We start from the raw sequence: 18,110 nt of genomic DNA, 5'->3' as shown, positions 1-18,110 counted from the left end.
CCTGACTCCACATGGGGGTCTGGGAAGATGGGCGGGTGCAAACGACCCACGCCGGCACCGCATCGCGGGAGGATTTCCGGGCCCTGGCTGCCGAGCACCGGGTGGTCCCGGTGACCCGCAAGGTGCTCGCCGACGCCGAGACGCCGCTGTCGGCCTACCGCAAGCTGGCCGCCAACCGGCCCGGCACCTTCTTGCTGGAGTCGGCCGAGAACGGGCGGTCCTGGTCGCGGTGGTCGTTCATCGGTGCCGGAACCTCCTCGGCGCTGACGGTGCGCGACGGCGAAGCGGCGTGGCTGGGCGCGGCCCCGCAGGACGCCCCCACCGGCGGCGACCCGCTGGAAGCCCTGCGCGAGACTCTGGCGGTGCTGGAAACGGCCCATCTGCCCGGTCTGCCGCCGCTGTCGAGCGGCCTGGTGGGGTTCTTCGCCTACGACATGGTGCGCCGGTTGGAGCGGCTTCCCGAGCTGGCCGTCGACGATCTGCGGTTGCCCGACATGCTGCTGCTGCTGGCCACCGACATGGCCGCCGTCGACCACCACGAGGGCACCATCACCCTGATCGCCAACGCGGTCAACTGGAACGGCACCGACGAGCGGGTCGACGAGGCCTATGACGACGCGATCGCCCGCCTCGATGTGATGACCGCGGCGCTGAGTCAGCCGCTGGAGTCCAGTGTGGCGATCTTCGAGCGCCCCGAGCCGGTCTACCGACGGCAGCGCACCGCCGAGGAGTACGGGGCGATCGTCGAGCGGCTGGTCGGGGAGATCGAGGCCGGCGAGGCGTTTCAGGTGGTGCCGTCGCAGCGTTTCGAGATGGACACCGCGGTCGACCCCATTGATGTCTACCGGATGCTGCGGGTGTCCAATCCGAGCCCGTACATGTATCTGCTGCAGGTCCCCGATGACGATGGGGGACTGGCATTTTCGATCGTCGGCTCCAGCCCCGAGGCGTTGGTGACGGTCCAGGACGGTCGCGCGACCACCCACCCGATCGCCGGAACCCGGTGGCGCGGTGCGACCGACGAGGAAGACCTGCTGCTGGAGAAGGACCTGCTCAATGACGACAAGGAGCGCGCCGAGCACCTGATGCTCGTCGACCTCGGCCGCAACGACTTGGGCCGGGTCTGTGTTCCGGGCACGGTGCGGGTGTCCGACTACAGCCACATCGAGCGCTACAGCCACGTCATGCACCTGGTGTCCACGGTCACCGGCTTGCTCGCCGAGAACCGCACCGCACTGGACGCGGTGACCGCGTGCTTCCCGGCCGGCACCCTGTCCGGGGCACCCAAGGTCCGCGCGATGGAGCTGATCGAGGAGGTCGAGAAGACCCGACGCGGCCTGTACGGCGGCGTCGTCGGCTATCTGGATTTCGCCGGCAACGCCGACTTCGCGATCGCGATCCGCACTGCCCTGCTCGCCGGCGGCACCGCCTACGTGCAGGCCGGCGGCGGGGTGGTGGCCGACTCCAACGGCCCCTATGAGTACACCGAGGCATCGAACAAGGCTCGCGCGGTGCTGGCTGCGATCGCCGCCGCCGAAACCCTCACCGCGCCCGGGGCCGATGGCTGAGGGCCGGGCTCGTCGCGCCACCGTCGCGCTGCGGGTAGCGCAACTGCTGCTGGTGCTGGCCGCCGGCGGCCTGTGGGGCGCCTCCCGGCTGTCCTGGGTGCTGATCCGCTCGTTCGACGGGCTGGGACAGCCCAAGGAGGTCGCGGTCACCGGCGCGTCGTGGTCGACGGCGCTGATGCCGCTGGCATGGGTGTGCCTGGCCGCCGCCGTCGCCGCGGTGGCGGTGCGGGGCTGGCCGCTGCGGGCGCTGGCGGTGCTGATGGCCGCGGTGAGCCTGGCCGCGGGGTATCTGGGCGTGAGCATGTGGGTGGTGCGCGACATCGCGCTGCGTGCCCTCGACATCGCCGAGATCCCGCTGACCTCGCTGCTGGGGACCGATCGCCGGCTGACCGGTGCGGTGTTGAGCCTGCTGGCCGCGTTGTGCGTGCTGGCCGCTGCCGTGCTGCTGATGCGCGCGGCCGCGCACGGCTCCGGCGGTGACGCGAAATATGCGGCGCCGGCGGCGCGCCGGGAAGCTGTCCGGGGCCGCGCCGGTGGCGCTGAGGGCCAGGAGATGTCGGAACGGTCGATGTGGGATGCGCTTGACGAGGGCTCTGACCCCACCAGTGATCCACCCGATGACGCGTCCGGCCCGGCCGCCGAGGGCCGGTGACATCGCGGGTGGTGACGGTAGCTACCCTTCGATGAAGGTCTTCGACGGAACGTGCGAGAGGAACCGGCAGACATGAGTTCGGCAACCGTGCTCGACTCCATCATCGAGGGAGTCTGCGCCGACGTTGCCGCCCGGGAGGCCGTCGTCAGCCTGGCGCAAGTCAAGGCGGCAGCCGAGGCCATGCCCGCCCCGCGGGACGTCATGGCGGCACTGCGAGAGCCCGGCATCGCGGTGATCGCCGAGGTCAAGCGGGCCAGCCCGTCGAAGGGCCAACTGGCCCCCATCGCCGACCCGGCCGAACTGGCCTGCGCCTACGCCGAAGGCGGTGCCCGCGCGATCAGTGTGCTGACCGAACAGCGCCGGTTCAACGGCTCGCTGGCCGACCTGGACGCGGTGCGCGCCGCGGTGTCGGTGCCGGTGCTGCGCAAGGATTTCATCGTGCGGCCCTACCAGATTCACGAAGCACGCGCTCACGGCGCGGACATGCTGTTGCTGATCGTGGCGGCGCTCGAACAGCAGGCGCTGGTCTCGATGCTCGACCGCACCGAGTCCCTCGGGATGACCGCCCTGGTGGAGGTGCACACCGAGGAAGAGGCCGACCGGGCCCTGACCGCCGGCGCGAAGGTGATCGGGGTCAACGCCCGCGACCTGCACACGCTGAAGGTCGACCGGGACTGCTTCGCGCGGATCGCGCCGGGCCTGCCCACCGAGGTGGTCAAGATCGCCGAGTCCGGAGTTCGCGGCACCGCGGACCTGCTGGCCTACGCCGGCGCCGGCGCGGACGCCGTTCTGGTCGGTGAGGGACTGGTCACCAGCGGCGACCCGCGGGCGGCCGTTGCCGATTTGGTCAGTGCGGGTAAGCATCCGTCCTGCCCGAAGTCGACCCGCTAGATGTCGGACACCGCCCAGCCTCCTCTTCCGCGCGCCAGCGCCGGAGTGGCCGAACCGAGCCGGCACGACCCCGACGCCCGCGGGCACTTCGGCGCCTACGGCGGCCGCTACGTCGCCGAGGCGTTGATGGCGGTCATCGAAGAAGTCACCGCCGCCTACGACAAGGTGCGCAATGACCGCGAGTTCCTCGACACCCTCGACAAGCTGCAGACGCACTACACCGGCCGGCCCTCACCTCTGTATGAGGCCGAACGCCTCTCCGCCCACGCCGGCGGGGCACGCATCTTCCTCAAACGCGAGGATCTGAACCACACCGGCTCGCACAAGATCAACAACGTGCTCGGCCAAGCGCTGCTGGCCCGGCGCATGGGCAAGACCCGGGTGATCGCCGAGACCGGCGCCGGCCAGCACGGGGTGGCCACCGCCACCGCCTGCGCCCTGCTGGGGCTGGAGTGCGTGATCTACATGGGCGCCGTCGACACCCGCCGCCAAGCGCTCAACGTGGCCCGGATGCGGTTGCTGGGCGCTGAGGTGGTCTCGGTGGAGTCGGGCTCGCAGACCTTGAAGGACGCCATCAACGAGGCGTTCCGGGACTGGGTGACCAACGCCGATCGCACCTACTACTGCTTCGGCACCGCCGCCGGGCCGCACCCGTTTCCGACCATGGTGCGCGACTTCCAGCGGATCGTCGGCCTGGAGACCCGCACGCAGATTCAGCAGATGGCGGGCCGGCTGCCCGATGCCGTGGTGGCCTGCGTCGGCGGTGGATCGAACGCCATCGGCATCTTCCACGCGTTCCTCGACGACCCGGCGGTGCGGCTGATCGGCTACGAAGCCGGCGGCGACGGCGTGGCCACCGGCCGGCACGCCGCGACGTTCACCGGCGGATCCCCGGGGGCGTTCCAGGGGTCGTTCTCCTACCTGCTGCAAGACGACGACGGTCAGACCATCGAATCCCATTCGATCTCGGCGGGGCTGGACTACCCCGGCGTCGGCCCGGAGCACGCCTGGCTGCGCGAGACGGGGCGAGCCGAGTACCGGCCGATCACCGACACCGAGGCGATGGCGGCGTTCGGAATACTTTGCCGCACTGAGGGAATCATCCCGGCGATCGAATCCGCGCACGCGGTGGCCGGCGCGCTGCAGCTGGCCGCCGAGCTGGGCCCGGGCAAAATCATCGTGGTGAACCTGTCCGGGCGCGGCGACAAGGACGTCGAGACCGCCGCCAAGTGGTTCGGCCTGCTCGACGACGGCGGCCCGCAATGAGCGGTCACGCCGGCGACCGGCTGGCCTCGCTGTTCGCCGGGTGCCGGGAGGAGGGCCGCGCCGCCCTGATCGGCTACTTACCGACCGGCTATCCGGACGTGGCCGGCTCCATCGCCGCGATGACCACGCTGGTCGAGGCGGGGTGCGACCTCGTCGAAGTCGGCGTGCCGTACTCCGATCCGGGAATGGACGGACCGACCGTGGCGGGGGCCGCCGAGGCCGCCCTGCGGGGCGGTGTCCGGGTGCGTGACACCCTGACCGTGGTCGAGGCGATCACCCGCGCCGGTGGCCGCGCGGTGGTAATGACCTACTGGAACCCGGTGCTGCGCTACGGGGTCGACGCATTCGCCCGTGATCTCGCTTCGGCCGGTGGCCTCGGGTTGATCACCCCCGACTTGATCATCGACGAGGCCGACGACTGGATGGCCGCGTCCGAGCAGCACCGGCTGGACCGGATCTTCCTGGTGGCACCGTCGTCGACACCGCAGCGCCTTGCCGAGACCGCACACGCTTCAAGCGGATTCGTCTACGCCGCTTCGACCATGGGCGTCACCGGTGCTCGCGACACGGTGTCGAACGCCGCACCGGAACTGGTGCGCCGCGTTCGGGAGGCCTCCGACATTCCCGTCGGGGTGGGATTGGGAGTGCGGTCCGGGGCGCAGGCCGCCGAGATCGGCGCCTACGCCGACGGCGTCATCGTGGGGTCGGCACTGGTCACCGCACTCACCGACAGCCTGCCCGCGCTGCGGTCCTTGACCGAAGAACTCGCTGCTGGTGTGCGTCAGAGGGTTTCGCACGGATGACGTTGAACTGGCTGACCTACTTTCCCAGTCCGGCGCGCGGTGTCTGGCATCTGGGCCCGGTCCCCATCCGGGCCTATGCACTGTGCATCATCGTCGGGATCGTCGCGGCGCTGCTGATCGGGGACCGCCGGTGGCGGGCCCGCGGCGGCGAGCCGGGGGTCATCTATGACATTGCGCTGTGGGCGGTGCCGTTCGGGTTGATCGGTGGGCGGCTGTATCACCTGATGACGGACTGGCGGACCTACTTCGGTGAGGGCGGCGTCGGATGGGAGGCCACGGTACGTATCTGGGACGGCGGTCTGGGCATCTGGGGTGCGGTGGCGCTCGGCGGTGTCGGCGCGTGGATCGGCTGCCGCCGTCGCGGGATCCCGCTGCCGGCCTTCGGCGACGCGGTCGCACCCGGCATCGTGTTGGCGCAGGCGATCGGGCGCATCGGTAACTACTTCAATCAGGAGCTCTACGGCCGGGAGACGACGCTGCCGTGGGGGCTGGAGATCTTCTGGCGTGAGGATGCTGCCGGGGTACGCGATCCGCACCTGCTCGACGGCGTGTCGACCGGGGAACTGTACAAGATCGTCCAGCCGACGTTCCTCTACGAATTGCTCTGGAACCTCGTGGTATTCGCGGTGCTGATCTACGCCGACCGGCGGTTCCGGATGGGGCACGGCCGGCTGTTCGCGCTGTATGTCGCCGGTTACTGCATCGGGCGCTTCGGCATCGAATTGCTGCGCGATGATGCGGCCACCCACATCGCCGGTATCCGGGTCAACTCGTTCACCTCGACCTTCGTGTTCATCGGCGCGGTGGTCTACATCCTGCTGGCCACCAAGGGTCGTGAGGATCCGGACGTCATCCGTCGCGCTTGGGAGCAGCAGGGATCCGGGCAGCAGGCGGTGACCGAGCCGGAGCCGGAAGCCGAAGAGGAGTTGGTGGCAGTCGGCACCGCAAACGGCGTCGGATCGGTGGTCCGAGTGCCGAAAAGACTGACCGGCGAAGGCGAAACCGATGAGGACCAAGACGCGGACGAAGGGGCTGACGAGGCCGACGACGTCGACGACGCCACTGCGGCCGAGCCCGATGAGGACACCGAGACCCCTGAAGACGCCGAGGACGTCGAGCACGTCGACGATGCCGCCGTTGTCGAGGATGACGACGTTGCCGCTGACGACGCCGCCGAAACGGACGACGTGGTCCAGGAGGCTGACGACGCCACCGCGGCCGATGAATCTGACGACGCCACCGAGGCCGAAGACCCCGAGCCGGAGGCCGAGGGGTCGGAGGAAGGCGAGGACCCCGAAGCGTTAGCCGACCCGGACGAAGAATCCGAGGACGCCGAGCCTGAACCAGAGGTCGCTGCCGACGAGGGCGCTGAAACCGACACCGAACCCGAGACGTCCACCGACGAGGACGCTGAACAGCGCTGATATCAGCCCGGGCCGCGGATTCGCGTTTTCTGGCATGCTGCGGAGATGACCGATCCGTCGTGGCCTCCTACCGGGCCGGAGGGCAAGTGGCAGCCTTACCAGCAGGCCTCGCCTTACCCGCCACCGTATCCGGGCCAACCCGATCCGTGGGCACCGCACGGTCATCATCCGATGACCGGACAGCCGTACTCGGACAAGTCGAAGGTCCCCGCGGCTCTGCTGCAACTGCTCGGCGTGTTCGGGCTGCTCGGGTTCGGGCGGATCTACCTCGGCCAGACCGGATTCGGGATCGCGCAGTTGCTGGCCGGCATCTTCATCACGATCGTGACGTGGGGGGTCGGCGGTGCGGTTCCGCTCATCTGGGGCATCGTGGATGCGATCCTGATCCTGAGCGGTCGGGTTCACGACGCGCAGGGCCGTCCGCTGCGCTAGGTGCTATAGCATGCGTGATCATGCTGCGTAACAGCCGGGTTACGGCTGGCGCCAACCATTCCTGAGGATGGCGGCTCAGCCGGCCCGACTATGCTGACGGCGTGAATAGACGCGGCAAGATCGTCTGCACTCTGGGACCGGCGACCCACTCCGCGGAGATGGTCAGGGCATTGGTCGACGCGGGCATGGATGTGGCCCGTCTGAACTTCAGCCACGGCGACCATGAAGACCACCAAGCCTCCTACGAATGGGTGCGCATCGCCTCGGACGCGACCGGGCGGGCGGTCGGCGTGCTCGCCGATCTGCAGGGGCCCAAGATCCGGCTGGGACGTTTCACCGACGGCTCGGCTTATTGGGCGACCGGTGAGACCGTGCGGATCACCGTCGCCGACTACCCCGGCGACCACGACCGGGTATCCACCACCTATAAGCAGTTGGCCGCCGACGCCGCGCCCGGTGACCGGGTCTTGGTCGACGACGGCAAGGTCGGCCTCGTCGTAGAACACATCGACGGCTTGGACGTGGTGTGCACGGTCACCGAGGGCGGCCCGGTCAGCAACCACAAGGGCATGTCCCTGCCGGGTATGAAGGTCTCGGCGCCCGCCCTGTCGGAAAAGGACATCGAGGACCTGGAATTCGCCCTGAACCTCGGCGTCGACATGGTGGCGCTGTCGTTCGTGCGCTCGCCGTCGGATGTCGAGTTGGTGCACGAGGTGATGGACCGGGTCGGGCGCCGGGTTCCGGTGATCGCCAAACTGGAGAAGCCCGAGGCGATCGAGGACCTGGAAGCCGTGGTGCTGGCGTTCGACGCGGTGATGGTCGCGCGCGGTGACCTGGGGGTGGAGCTCGCGCTCGAAGAGGTGCCGTTGGTGCAGAAGCGCGCCATCCAGGTTGCGCGGGAGAACGCCCGGCCGGTGATCGTCGCGACCCAGATGCTCGAATCGATGATCGAGAACTTCCGGCCGACCCGGGCCGAGGCGTCCGATGTGGCCAACGCGGTGCTCGACGGCGCCGACGCGGTGATGCTTTCCGGTGAGACCGCCGTGGGCAAGTACGCCCTGGAGGCGGTGCGCACGATGAGCAGGATCGTGTGTGCCGTGGAGGAGAATTCCACCGCCGCACCGCCGTTGAGCCATGTCCCGCGCACCAAGCGCGGGGTGATCTCCTATGCGGCTCGCGAGATCGGTGAACGACTCGACGCCAAGGCACTGGTGGCCTTCACCCAGTCCGGTGACACCGTCCGGCGGCTGGCCCGGTTGCACACCCCGCTGCCGTTGCTGGCGTTCACCGCGCTGCCCGAAGTCCGTAGCCAACTCGCAATGACTTGGGGCACTGAGACATTCATCGTCCCGCAGATGCAGTCGACCGATGGGATGATCCGTCAGGTCGACAAGGCGCTGCTGGATCTGGGCCGCTATCACCGCGGTGACCTGGTGATCGTCGTCGCGGGCGCCCCGCCGGGCACCGTGGGCTCGACTAACCTGATCCACGTGCACCGGATCGGGGAGGACGACGTCTAGTGCCGGCCGAGTCGAACACCGACTTTGAGGAGCTGCTGGCCGTACTGGACCTCAAGGCCACCCGGGACGACGTGTTCGTCGGATCGCATCCCAGCAAAACCCCGCTGCGCACCTTCGGTGGACAACTCATGGCGCAGGCGTTTGTCGCCGCCAGCCGCACTGTCGCCGCGCACCTGCCGCCCGGCGCATTGTCGGTCCACTTCATCAACGGCGGAGATCCGGCCCGCGACATCGAGTTCCGGGTGCACCGGCTGCGCGACGAACGCCGGTTCGCCAACCGGCGGGTGGATGCGATACAGGGCGACACCCTGGTCGCCACCGCGATGGTGTCCTACCTCTCGGGTGGTCGTGGGCTCGAGCACGGCGTGGCAGCGCCGGCGGTCCCCGATCCGGAGACGCTGCCCAGGGTCCGCGAGGTGCTCAAGGGCTACGAGGAAGTGGTGCCCAATTTCGTCAATGCACCGCATCCGATCGAGTGGCGGTACACCAATGATCCGGCCTGGGTGATGCGCGACAAGGGCGGGCGGCTCGATCACAATCGGGTCTGGATGAAAGCCGACGGCGTGTTGCCCGAGGACCCGGTGCTACACGCCGCACTGATGGTGTACTCGTCGGACACCACGGTGCTGGACTCGATCATCACCACCCACGGGCTGTCGTGGGGATTCGACCGGATCTTCGCGGCCAGCGCCAACCACACCCTGTGGCTTCACCGGCCGGTGCGTTTCGATGACTGGGTGCTGTACGCGACGTCGTCGCCGGTGGCGGCCGATTCGCGCGGGCTGGGTGCCGGGCACTTCTTCGACCGGGCCGGTCAGCTGCTGGCCACCGTCACCCAAGAAGGCGTCTTGAAGTACTTCCCGAACGCCAACCGCTGAGCTGATGGCGGAGACCGGCTGCTAGGCCGGCATCAGCGCCGAGTCCGACGATTCCTGGACCAAGGGTGCTTCGGCGGTGCCGAACTTGTTCTCGAAGTGCTCGCGGAACCGGTCGGTGCACTGTTGTTGGGCGGCGGCATCCGAACCCGCCTTCGTCATGCAGTCCACGTAGTCGCCGCCTCCCGCCGTCCGCCAGATGCCGACGTAGACGAAGATGCAGCCGATTCCGGCGACCACCGCCAGCGCACCGAGGACGATACCGGCGATGGCGACCCCGCCGTTGTCGGCTTCGCCGCGCTTGGCGCGGCTGTGCCCAAGGAACCCGAGCACCATCGCGACGATGCCCAGCACCACCCCGCCGATCACCGACAGCGCGGTCACGATTCCGGCGATGGCTACCACCAGGGCAGCGATGCCCATACCGTTCCGGGGCGCGCTGGGGCCGGGCGGGGGGTAGCCGGGGTACTGCCCGGGCGCCGGGTAGGGGTAGGGGTAGCCGGGCGGGGGATAGCCTCCGCCGGCCCGCGGCCAGGACGGTTGAGATTCAGGCGACAGCGAGGGCATCCCCGATTCGGGCATTGCGCGGACTCCAGATCAGAGCTTCAGACAGGTGTCAAACGGGTTAGGACTCAGGGTACCCGCGTTGGCGCCGACGGGTCCCGAAGCTGTCGGACGGCTAGCTGCCCGACAGCGCCGCGTCGATCTCGCGGGAGGCGCTACGAATCTTGAGGGCGGTGATGATCTCGACGATCCCGATGACGATCAACCACCAGCCGACCACCAACGCCAGGATCCACAGCGAGGTGAACGGCGCCGCCAGCGTCACCAGCCCGGCCAGCAGGCTGATCACGCCCACGAAGATCTGCCAGCTCCGGCCCGGCAGCGCCGGGTCACTGATGCCGGCGACGGTGGTGGCCACCCCGCGGAAGATGAAGCCGACCGCGATCCAGATGGCCAGCAGCAGCACCGCGAGGGCTTCCTCGTCGGAGTGGAAATGCCGGAAACACAGCACGGCCAGGATCACCGACGCGGTACCGCTGAGGAACAGCAGCACCCGCCCGCCCGCGGATACGACCGGCAGGCTGAACGCGACGATCACCTGGGCGACCCCGGTGATCACCAGATAGATGCCGAACAGCACGGCGGCCGCCAGGATGGTTCGGCCCGGCCAGGCCAGGATCAGCACGCCTAGGGCCAGCGCCAGAACACCGGAGACCAGCGTCGACTTCCACAGATGCGGCAGCAGGCTGGAAGGGGTTGGTTCCATGGCCGAAGTCTGGCACAGATGTCGCGTCGCGGCCGGGGTATCGACGACCGCGTCAGGCGGCCGGGGCGGTCCGCGAACTGTAGATCTCGGCAAGGAACTGCTCGACGGCCAGCGCCGTGTGCGCTGCCCGGGGCGAGCCGAAGATGTCGAAGGCGTGCTGCGCCACCGGCATTTCCGCGTAGACGACCGGGTTGGTGCTGACATCGCGCAGCCGGGCGGTGAAAGCGCGGGCCTGCTCGACCGGCACCAGTGAGTCGTTGACCCCGTGCAGTACGAAAAACGGTGGCGCGTCAGCGGAGATGTACGTCATCGGGGATGCGTCGCGGTAGGTGTCCGGGAACTTGCGGCGGCTCTGCTTGAACACGTAGGCGCTGAGCGCCGGTGTGAGCAGCGGGTGCAGATCGGTGTCGCCGGTGAAGTCGTAGATGCCGTAGAACGGGATCGCCGCCCGCACGCTGGTGTCGGCGTCGGCGAAACCCGGCTGGAATCGGGGGTCGCCTGCCGTCAGGGCGGTCAGCGCGCACAGGTGCCCGCCCGCCGAACCGCCGGTGACCGCGACCCAGTCCGGGTCGCCGCCGTAGTCGGCGATGTGGGCTTTCGTCCAGGCCAGGGCGCGCTTGACGTCGATGATGTGATCGGGCCAGGTGGAGCGCGGACTGAGCCGGTAGTTGATCGACACGCACACCCAGCCCCGCTCCACCAGGTGAGTCATCAGCGGATGTGCTTGGCCGCGTTTGCTTCCCACCATCCAGGCGCCGCCCGGCACCTGCAGCAGGACCGGCGCGCGGCCGTCGCGGGGCAGGTCGCGGTGACGCCACACGTCGAGGGTGTTGCGGCCGCCGTATTCGCCGTAGGGAATGTCGGCATCGGTGGCGTAGTCGCGGTAGACCCGCATCATGCGCACCAGACCGGGTGCCTTCGCGATTTCGCCGTCCGGGTCCGGCCGCTTCCAGAGGTCAGCGCCGTCGGTGCGCCGGCCCGCACCGAGTTCGGCGTCCAACGCCGCGGTCAGCGGCCGGTTGGCGGTGCGCCCGGCATGGCTGAGCCCGAGCAGGCCCAGCCAGGACAGCACCGACACCAGCCAGCTGAACCGTCGTAGCCGCGGCGACAACCGGCGCGACACCGCTACCAACGCCGCGGACTGCCCGGCGATCAGTTGCAACGGAAGCTCCGAGGCGAACACGCCGAACGCGAACGCATACAGCGACGGGTAGCCGTGCTTGGTCAGCGGGCGGTAGCCATTGAGGGTGGTGGCGAGTCCGGCGAGCGAGCCGAACACAGCCAGAAGCCTCGTCATTGCGCTCCTTCGCGTTGGGGGACGACCCTTCGGCACCCTACCGAAACCGGTCGAGTCGCCCCGTCAGCGCGCGGGCACCGACAGTGATCGCGACGCCGGACCACTCGAGGCCGGCGGGCGCGCACCCACCAGGAACCAGGTGTGCATGACGCCCTTGCCCTTGACGTCGACGTCACCGCGCTCCTCGAACACGAAGTCGCTGCTCAACCGCTGGTAGACGTCCTGCGGCACCTGGATGCGGTTCTGGGTGCCGGTCGACTCCATCCGTGAGGCGAGGTTGACCGCATCCCCCCAGACGTCGTAGAAGAAGCGGCGGTTTCCGACCACACCGGCGACGACCGGGCCGGCGGCCAGACCGATCCGCAGCGACACCGGACGGCCCAGCGGATCGCGCAGTTCGGCGATGGTATCGGCGATATCGAGCGCTAGCCGCGCCAGCGCATGCAGGTGATCGGGCCGGGCGTTGGGGACCCCGCTGACCACCATGTAGGAGTCGCCGCTGGTCTTGATCTTCTCCAGCCCGTGCCGCTCGACGAGCCGGTCGAGGCCGGTGTAGAACTCGTTGAGGAATTCGACCAGCTGGCCGGGGTCGGTCTCGCTGGCCCGGCGGGTGAAGTCGGCGATGTCGGCGAACAGCACCGAGGCGTCCGGATAGCTGTCGGCGATCACGTCCACGGCCGGGTTCTTCAGCCGGTCGGCGACAGCCGTGGGCAGGATGTTGGCCAGCAGCGCTTCGGAACGTTCGTACTCGGCTTCCATCGCCGCTTCGGCGTGGCTGATCTCGCGCAGCGCGTACCAGATGGTGGCCACCACCATGAAGCACGCCGAGACCACCACCAGGGCGAAGGACAGGTTGCGCAGCCAGTCCGGCTGATCCAGGTTCTGGGCGGGGACCAGCAATTGCAGGGCGATGGTCAGCGCCGCGCCGATGCCGGCCACCACAGCGGCCAGCTTGATCCGATCGACGCCGAGGATGAGCACGCTGATCGATGCCGCGGCCAGGAAGTAGAACTGGATTCCCGAGCCGGTCCCGACCACCCAGCAGATGACGAAGGTCGTCAGGTAGGCGATGCCGACGAACGCCAAGGGTGCAATCAGCTCGCCGTAGTGGTACAGCAGCGGCGTCAGCACAAAGGCGGCGGCGGCGATCAGGTTGAGCGCACCGATCCACCAGTACGTCGGGTCGGCCCAGATCTCGAGAAGTCCGAACCCCGCGCTGATGATCGCGGCCAGCCCGGCGGAGACCTTGAGGATCCGCAGCCGCTGCGACAGCCGCGCCGCGTAATGCCGGGTGCGGGCCGGCATGCAGTGCGAGTGCCGGTAGGAGCCCTGGGCCTCGGCCGGCACGGCCAGGAACCGCTTGACGGTCACAATCGACAGCCTAATCGCGTGAGCAGCGCAGTTGGCGGTTTCACCGGGCGGCTACGGTCGGCGGCCATGGTGCTGCGTTCGGTTGCGCTGATCTGCCTGGCCGGCGTCGCGGTGATCATGTATGCACCGCGCTGACCGGCGGTGATCGTGGTGCCCTCGGTGAGATTCGAACTCACACTGTACGGGTTTTGAATCCGTTTCCTCTGCCAGTTGGGATACGAGGGCTTCTGCGCGGCTTCCTACCCTAGACGATGCCCCACCGGGTTGCCGTCGCCGGCAACCGCGACAGAATGGGGTGATGACTGCGTCGACATCCCAGAGCGCCCCGCGTCCTGCCCGCCGGGTCCTGATCGCCGAGGACGAGGCGCTGATCCGCCTCGACCTCGCCGAAATGCTGCGGGAAGAGGGCTACGAGGTGGTCGGGGAGGCAGGCGACGGCCAGGAAGCCGTGGAGCTGGCCGAACTGCTGCGCCCGGACCTGGTGATCCTCGACGTGAAGATGCCGCGGCGCGACGGCATCGACGCCGCCTCCGAGATCGCCGCCAAACGCATCGCGCCGATCGTCATGCTCACCGCCTTCAGCCAGCGCGACCTGGTGGAACGGGCCCGCGACGCGGGGGCGATGGCCTATCTGGTCAAACCCTTCACCGCCGGCGACCTGGTCCCGGCCATCGAGCTGGCGGTCAGCCGGTCCGAGGAGATCACCGCGCTGGAACGCGAGGTCAGCACGCTGTCGGAACAGCTGGCGACCCGCAAGGTCATCGAACGGGCCAAGGGCCTGCTGCAGTCCAGGCAGGGCTTGAGCGAGCCCGAAGCGTTCAAGTGGATTCAGCGCGCGGCGATGGACAAGCGGACCACGATGCGGCAGGTGGCCGACGTGATACTGGAAACCCTCGACACGGCGGCGAACCCCCCGGCCTGACCACCGTTGCGGTTGGTCAACGGCTACGCTCGATGACGTGCAGCGCAGAATCATGGGCATCGAGACCGAGTTCGGTGTCACCTGCACCTTTCACGGCCACCGGCGGCTGTCGCCCGACGAGGTGGCGCGCTACCTGTTCCGCCGGGTGGTGTCCTGGGGCCGCAGTTCGAATGTGTTCCTGCGCAACGGCGCTCGGTTGTACCTCGATGTCGGCAGTCATCCCGAGTACGCCACCGCCGAATGCGACAACCTGACTCAGCTGGTCACCCACGACCGGGCCGGCGAACGGGTGCTCGAGGACCTGCTGATCGACGCCGAACAGCGGCTGGCCGATGAGGGCATCGGCGGCGACATCTACCTGTTCAAGAACAACACCGACTCGGCCGGCAACTCCTACGGCTGCCACGAGAACTATTTGATCGTGCGGGCCGGGGAGTTCTCCCGGATCTCCGACGTGCTGCTGCCGTTTCTGGTGACCCGCCAGCTGATCTGCGGCGCCGGCAAGATACTGCAGACCCCCAAGGCCGCAACCTTCTGCCTGTCGCAGCGCGCCGAGCACATCTGGGAGGGCGTCTCCAGCGCGACCACGCGCTCCCGCCCGATCATCAATACCCGCGACGAGCCGCACGCCGACGCCGAGAAGTACCGCCGGCTGCACGTCATCGTCGGCGACTCGAACATGTCCGAGACCTCGACCCTGCTCAAGGTGGGCAGCGCGTCGCTGGTGCTGGAGATGATCGAGGCGGGGGTGCCCTTCCGCGACTTCTCTCTCGACAACCCGATCCGGGCGATCCGCGAGGTCAGCCACGACGTCACCGGTCGCCGGCCGGTACGCCTGGCCGGGGGTCGCCAGGCCGGCGCCTTGGACATCCAGCGCGAGTACTACGGGCGGGCCGTGGAGTATGTGCGGACGCGCGCGGCCAGCAACCCGCAACTCGAGCAGGTCATCGATCTGTGGGGCCGCCAGCTCGATGCCGTCGAATCCCAGGACTTCGCCAAGGTGGACACCGAGATCGACTGGGTGATCAAACGAAAGCTGTTCCAGCGCTACCAGGATCGCTACGACATGGAGCTCTCCGACCCCAAAATCGCGCAATTGGATCTGGCCTACCACGACATCAAGCGGGGCCGCGGGGTGTTCGATCTGCTGCAGCGCAAGGGCTTGGCCGCCCGGGTCACCACCGATGAAGAGGTCGATGCGGCCGTCGACACCCCGCCGCAGACCACCCGGGCCAAGCTGCGCGGCGAATTCATCAGTGCCGCACAGGCCGCCGGTCGTGACTTCACCGTCGACTGGGTGCACCTCAAGCTCAACGACCAGGCCCAGCGCACCGTGTTGTGCAAGGACCCGTTCCGCTCGGTCGACGAACGGGTCAAGCGGCTGATCGCCAGCATGTAGCGCTTATCCTCCTTCTCATGGCGACCGCCAAAGTCGAACGGCTCCTGAACCTGGTCATCGCGTTGCTGTCCACGCGCGGTTACCTCACCGCGGAGAAGATCCGCACCAATGTCGCCGGCTATGACGGCACCCAGAACCTCGACGCGTTCTCGCGGATGTTCGAACGCGACAAGAACGAGCTGCGTGACCTGGGCATTCCGCTGGAGACCGGCAAGGTCTCGGGTCTCGACCCGGTCGAGGGCTATCGCATCAACCCGGACGCCTACAAGCTGCCCGCCATCGAGCTGACCAGCGAGGAGGCGGCCGCGGTCGCGGTCGCCGTGCAGCTGTGGCAGTCGCCGGAGCTGCGCGCCAACGCCCAGGGCGCGGTGGCCAAACTGCAGGCCGCCGGGGTCGACGTGGATGCGGATCGAGCCGACGTGCTGGTGGCACCGCCGGCGGCGCTGCCCGGTATCCATCGCGCCGAGCCGGCGCTGAGGGCGCTGACGGACGCGGTCCAGGCGGGGCAGACCGTGCAGTTCGGCCACCGCCCGTCGCCGGTGGCGCCCTACAGCATCCGCACCGTGGAGCCCTGGGGGGTGGTCACCCACGGCGGCCGGTGGTATCTGGTGGGCCACGACCGCGACCGCGACGCGGTCCGCACCTTCCGGATGTCGCGGATCGCCGACGACGTCACCCCGATCGGGCCACCGGGCGCCGTCACCCGGCCTGAGGCCGCCGATCTGCGCCAGATCGTGGCGGCGGCGGTGGGGGATGCGCCCAGCGGTCTGCAGGCGCGCATCTGGGTCGCCGACGATCGCGCCGTGGCGCTGCGCCGGACCGGCACGGTGCTGGGCCGCGAGTCGGTGGCCGGCCGCGACGGCGACATCATCGGCGTCGATATCGGCACCCATGACCGGCTGGCCCGCGAGATCGCCGGATACGGGGCCGACGCCGTCGTCCTGGACCCGGCCTCACTGCGCGACGACGTGGTTGCGAGGCTCACCGCCTGTGCTCGGGGGGTCTCGGCGTGAACCAACTTCCGAAGCGGCTGGTGCGGCTGCTCAACATGGTGCCGTACTTCTTGGCGCGCCCGGGCATCACCAAGGAGCAGGCCGCCGCCGAGCTCGGGGTCAGCCTCAGCCAGCTGCAGACCGACCTCGAGCAGTTGGCGGTATGCGGATTGCCCGGTTACGGGCCCGGAGATCTGATCGACCTGACGTTCTACGACGACCGCATCGACGTCTACGAATCCGCGGGCGTGGACCGGCCGCTGCGGCTGACCTCGCCGGAGGCCACCGCCATGCTGATGGCGTTGCGGGCGTTGGTCGACATGCCCGGCATCGTCGACCCCCGGGCCGCTCGCAGCGCGATCGCCAAGATCGAGAACGCCGCCGGCACCGCCGTGCAGGAAGCATCCGAGGCGACCGACCACGCCAACCCGGCCGCTGACGTGGTGCGCGAAGCTGTGCGCCGCCATCGTGCGCTGGCCATCGACTACTACGCCGCCTCCCGCGACACCTCCTCGCACCGGATCGTCGACCCGATCCGGGTGGTGCTGATCGCCAACCACAGTTACCTGGAGGCGTGGTGTCGAGAATCCGCTGGCGTGCGGCTGTTCCGCTTCGACCGCATCGACGGCGCCGAGGTGCTCGACGAGCCGTCCGCGCCGCCGGAACCGGCGCGGCAGGCCGAAACCGACACGTCGTTGTTCGACGCCGACCCGTCGATGCCGGTCGCGACCGTGCGCGTGGCACCCTCGGCGGCGTGGATGTTCGAGTACTACCCGATGCGTCTGATTGGCGAATTGCCCGACGGTTGGCGTGAGGCGGAGATGACGTACGCGTCCGACGAGTGGTTGACCCGGCTACTGCTGGGAATGGGGGATGAGGTGCAGGTCGTGGCGCCCGAGTCGCTGGCAACCGGCGTGCGCGACGCCGCGGTGGCCGCCCTGGCCGCTTATGAGAACGGGCGCTCATGACCGCCTACAACCTCGGAGCGCCTCTCCTTCGTCGAGCCTCGCTGAACCGCCGGGTTAATGCGGCGGTCCCAGCTTCGGCTCTCCTTCGTCGAGCCTCGCTGAACCGCCGGGTTGATGCGGCGGTTCCAGCTTCGCCTCTCCTTCGTCGAGCCTCGCTGAACCGCCGGGTTCCTGAGCTGCGGTAGCATCGTGGCGACGTCTGGAGGTAACCAAAGTGAACGCTTTAGGACCGTCGCACCTGGCGATCCTCGCCGTCGCCGTGATCATCTTGTTCGGCGCCAAGCGATTGCCCGACGCGGCGCGCTCGCTGGGTAAGTCGCTGCGCATCTTCAAATCCGAGGTTCGCGAACTGCAAAGCGAGGCCAAGCCGGATTCGACCGCCACTCCGACCACCGTCCAGTCCGAGCGGGTCGACCCGCCGGCGGCCGGCGGTCAGTCGGCGTAGCCCGGCCCCGCCGTC

18 protein-coding genes and 1 tRNA gene are annotated in these 18,110 nt (G+C 68.8%); 14 read left to right on the top strand and 5 right to left on the bottom strand.

Going from position 1 to position 18,110, the window contains the following annotated elements; genetic code table 11:
* The first annotated feature begins 11 nt into the window (after nt 1-11).
* From A5771_RS13315 to A5771_RS13275, 9 genes are all read left to right on the top strand, one after another.
* Nucleotides 12-1,568, top strand: coding sequence for an anthranilate synthase component I (locus tag A5771_RS13315; RefSeq protein ID WP_207545445.1), 1,557 nt, complete (start codon nt 12-14; stop codon nt 1,566-1,568).
* Complete coding sequence (locus A5771_RS13310) at nt 1,561-2,220, top strand: TIGR02234 family membrane protein (RefSeq protein ID WP_064855689.1); 660 nt, start codon at nt 1,561-1,563, stop codon at nt 2,218-2,220. The genes A5771_RS13315 and A5771_RS13310 overlap by 8 nt, the downstream gene beginning before the upstream one ends.
* A gap of 72 nt (nt 2,221-2,292) precedes the next feature.
* Entirely contained in the window at nt 2,293-3,111 is an 819-nt protein-coding gene (trpC, locus tag A5771_RS13305) for an indole-3-glycerol phosphate synthase TrpC (protein WP_064855688.1), read from the top strand.
* Nucleotides 3,112-4,377, top strand: coding sequence for a tryptophan synthase subunit beta (gene trpB / locus A5771_RS13300; RefSeq protein WP_064855687.1), 1,266 nt, complete (start codon nt 3,112-3,114; stop codon nt 4,375-4,377).
* Nucleotides 4,374-5,180 carry a tryptophan synthase subunit alpha gene (gene trpA, locus A5771_RS13295; protein ID WP_064855686.1) on the top strand — a complete coding sequence of 269 codons (807 nt, stop codon included), beginning with the start codon at nt 4,374-4,376 and terminating at the stop codon, nt 5,178-5,180. Before trpB ends, trpA begins: the two co-directional genes overlap by 4 nt.
* A complete protein-coding gene (lgt, locus tag A5771_RS13290) occupies nt 5,177-6,604 on the top strand; it encodes a prolipoprotein diacylglyceryl transferase (protein ID WP_064855685.1) in 1,428 nt (475 codons plus the stop codon). Before trpA ends, lgt begins: the two co-directional genes overlap by 4 nt.
* A 45-nt stretch (nt 6,605-6,649) precedes the next feature.
* Entirely contained in the window at nt 6,650-7,036 is a 387-nt protein-coding gene (locus tag A5771_RS13285; RefSeq protein ID WP_064855684.1) for a TM2 domain-containing protein, read from the top strand.
* A gap of 101 nt (nt 7,037-7,137) precedes the next feature.
* Nucleotides 7,138-8,556 carry a pyruvate kinase gene (gene pyk / locus A5771_RS13280; RefSeq protein ID WP_064855683.1) on the top strand — a complete coding sequence of 473 codons (1,419 nt, stop codon included), beginning with the start codon at nt 7,138-7,140 and terminating at the stop codon, nt 8,554-8,556.
* A complete protein-coding gene (locus tag A5771_RS13275; RefSeq protein WP_064855682.1) occupies nt 8,556-9,434 on the top strand; it encodes an acyl-CoA thioesterase II in 879 nt (292 codons plus the stop codon). Before pyk ends, A5771_RS13275 begins: the two co-directional genes overlap by 1 nt.
* Nucleotides 9,435-9,455: 21 nt before the next feature.
* On the opposite strand, the gene A5771_RS13270 is transcribed toward A5771_RS13275, so the two are convergent.
* From A5771_RS13270 to A5771_RS13250, 5 genes are all read right to left on the bottom strand, one after another.
* Nucleotides 9,456-10,013: a DUF4190 domain-containing protein gene (locus tag A5771_RS13270; RefSeq protein ID WP_064855681.1), complete on the bottom strand. Its 558-nt coding sequence runs from the start codon at nt 10,011-10,013 to the stop codon at nt 9,456-9,458.
* A 97-nt stretch (nt 10,014-10,110) separates the two neighbouring features.
* On the bottom strand, nt 10,111-10,719 hold the full coding sequence (locus tag A5771_RS13265; RefSeq protein ID WP_064855721.1) for an HdeD family acid-resistance protein: 609 nt from the start codon (nt 10,717-10,719) through the stop codon (nt 10,111-10,113).
* Nucleotides 10,720-10,753: 34 nt separating this feature from the next.
* Nucleotides 10,754-11,998 carry an alpha/beta hydrolase gene (locus A5771_RS13260; RefSeq protein ID WP_064855680.1) on the bottom strand — a complete coding sequence of 415 codons (1,245 nt, stop codon included), beginning with the start codon at nt 11,996-11,998 and terminating at the stop codon, nt 10,754-10,756.
* A 63-nt stretch (nt 11,999-12,061) separates the two neighbouring features.
* Nucleotides 12,062-13,369 (bottom strand): adenylate/guanylate cyclase domain-containing protein, encoded by a 1,308-nt coding sequence (locus tag A5771_RS13255; protein ID WP_207545444.1) that lies wholly within the window; start codon nt 13,367-13,369, stop codon nt 12,062-12,064.
* 148 nt (nt 13,370-13,517) lie between these two features.
* A tRNA-Leu gene (locus A5771_RS13250) sits at nt 13,518-13,594 on the bottom strand.
* 73 nt (nt 13,595-13,667) lie between these two features.
* Here A5771_RS13250 and A5771_RS13245 point away from each other — a divergent pair.
* From A5771_RS13245 to tatA, 5 genes are all read left to right on the top strand, one after another.
* Complete coding sequence (locus A5771_RS13245; protein WP_064855679.1) at nt 13,668-14,291, top strand: ANTAR domain-containing response regulator; 624 nt, start codon at nt 13,668-13,670, stop codon at nt 14,289-14,291.
* Nucleotides 14,292-14,328: 37 nt separating this feature from the next.
* Nucleotides 14,329-15,690, top strand: a complete 1,362-nt coding sequence (gene pafA, locus A5771_RS13240; RefSeq protein WP_109401130.1) for a Pup--protein ligase — start codon at nt 14,329-14,331, stop codon at nt 15,688-15,690.
* Between the two features lie 17 nt (nt 15,691-15,707).
* Complete coding sequence (locus A5771_RS13235; RefSeq protein ID WP_064855677.1) at nt 15,708-16,703, top strand: helix-turn-helix transcriptional regulator; 996 nt, start codon at nt 15,708-15,710, stop codon at nt 16,701-16,703.
* On the top strand, nt 16,700-17,650 hold the full coding sequence (locus A5771_RS13230) for a helix-turn-helix transcriptional regulator (protein ID WP_109401129.1): 951 nt from the start codon (nt 16,700-16,702) through the stop codon (nt 17,648-17,650). The genes A5771_RS13235 and A5771_RS13230 overlap by 4 nt, the downstream gene beginning before the upstream one ends.
* A 214-nt stretch (nt 17,651-17,864) precedes the next feature.
* Nucleotides 17,865-18,095, top strand: a complete 231-nt coding sequence (gene tatA / locus A5771_RS13225; RefSeq protein WP_064855676.1) for a Sec-independent protein translocase subunit TatA — start codon at nt 17,865-17,867, stop codon at nt 18,093-18,095.
* The last annotated feature ends 15 nt before the right edge of the window (nt 18,096-18,110 follow it).

Origin of the sequence: Mycolicibacter sinensis, from assembly GCF_001667375.1 — a bacterium.
Taxonomy (GTDB): domain Bacteria; phylum Actinomycetota; class Actinomycetes; order Mycobacteriales; family Mycobacteriaceae; genus Mycobacterium; species Mycobacterium sinense_A.
This window is presented reverse-complemented; position numbering and strand designations above follow the sequence as displayed.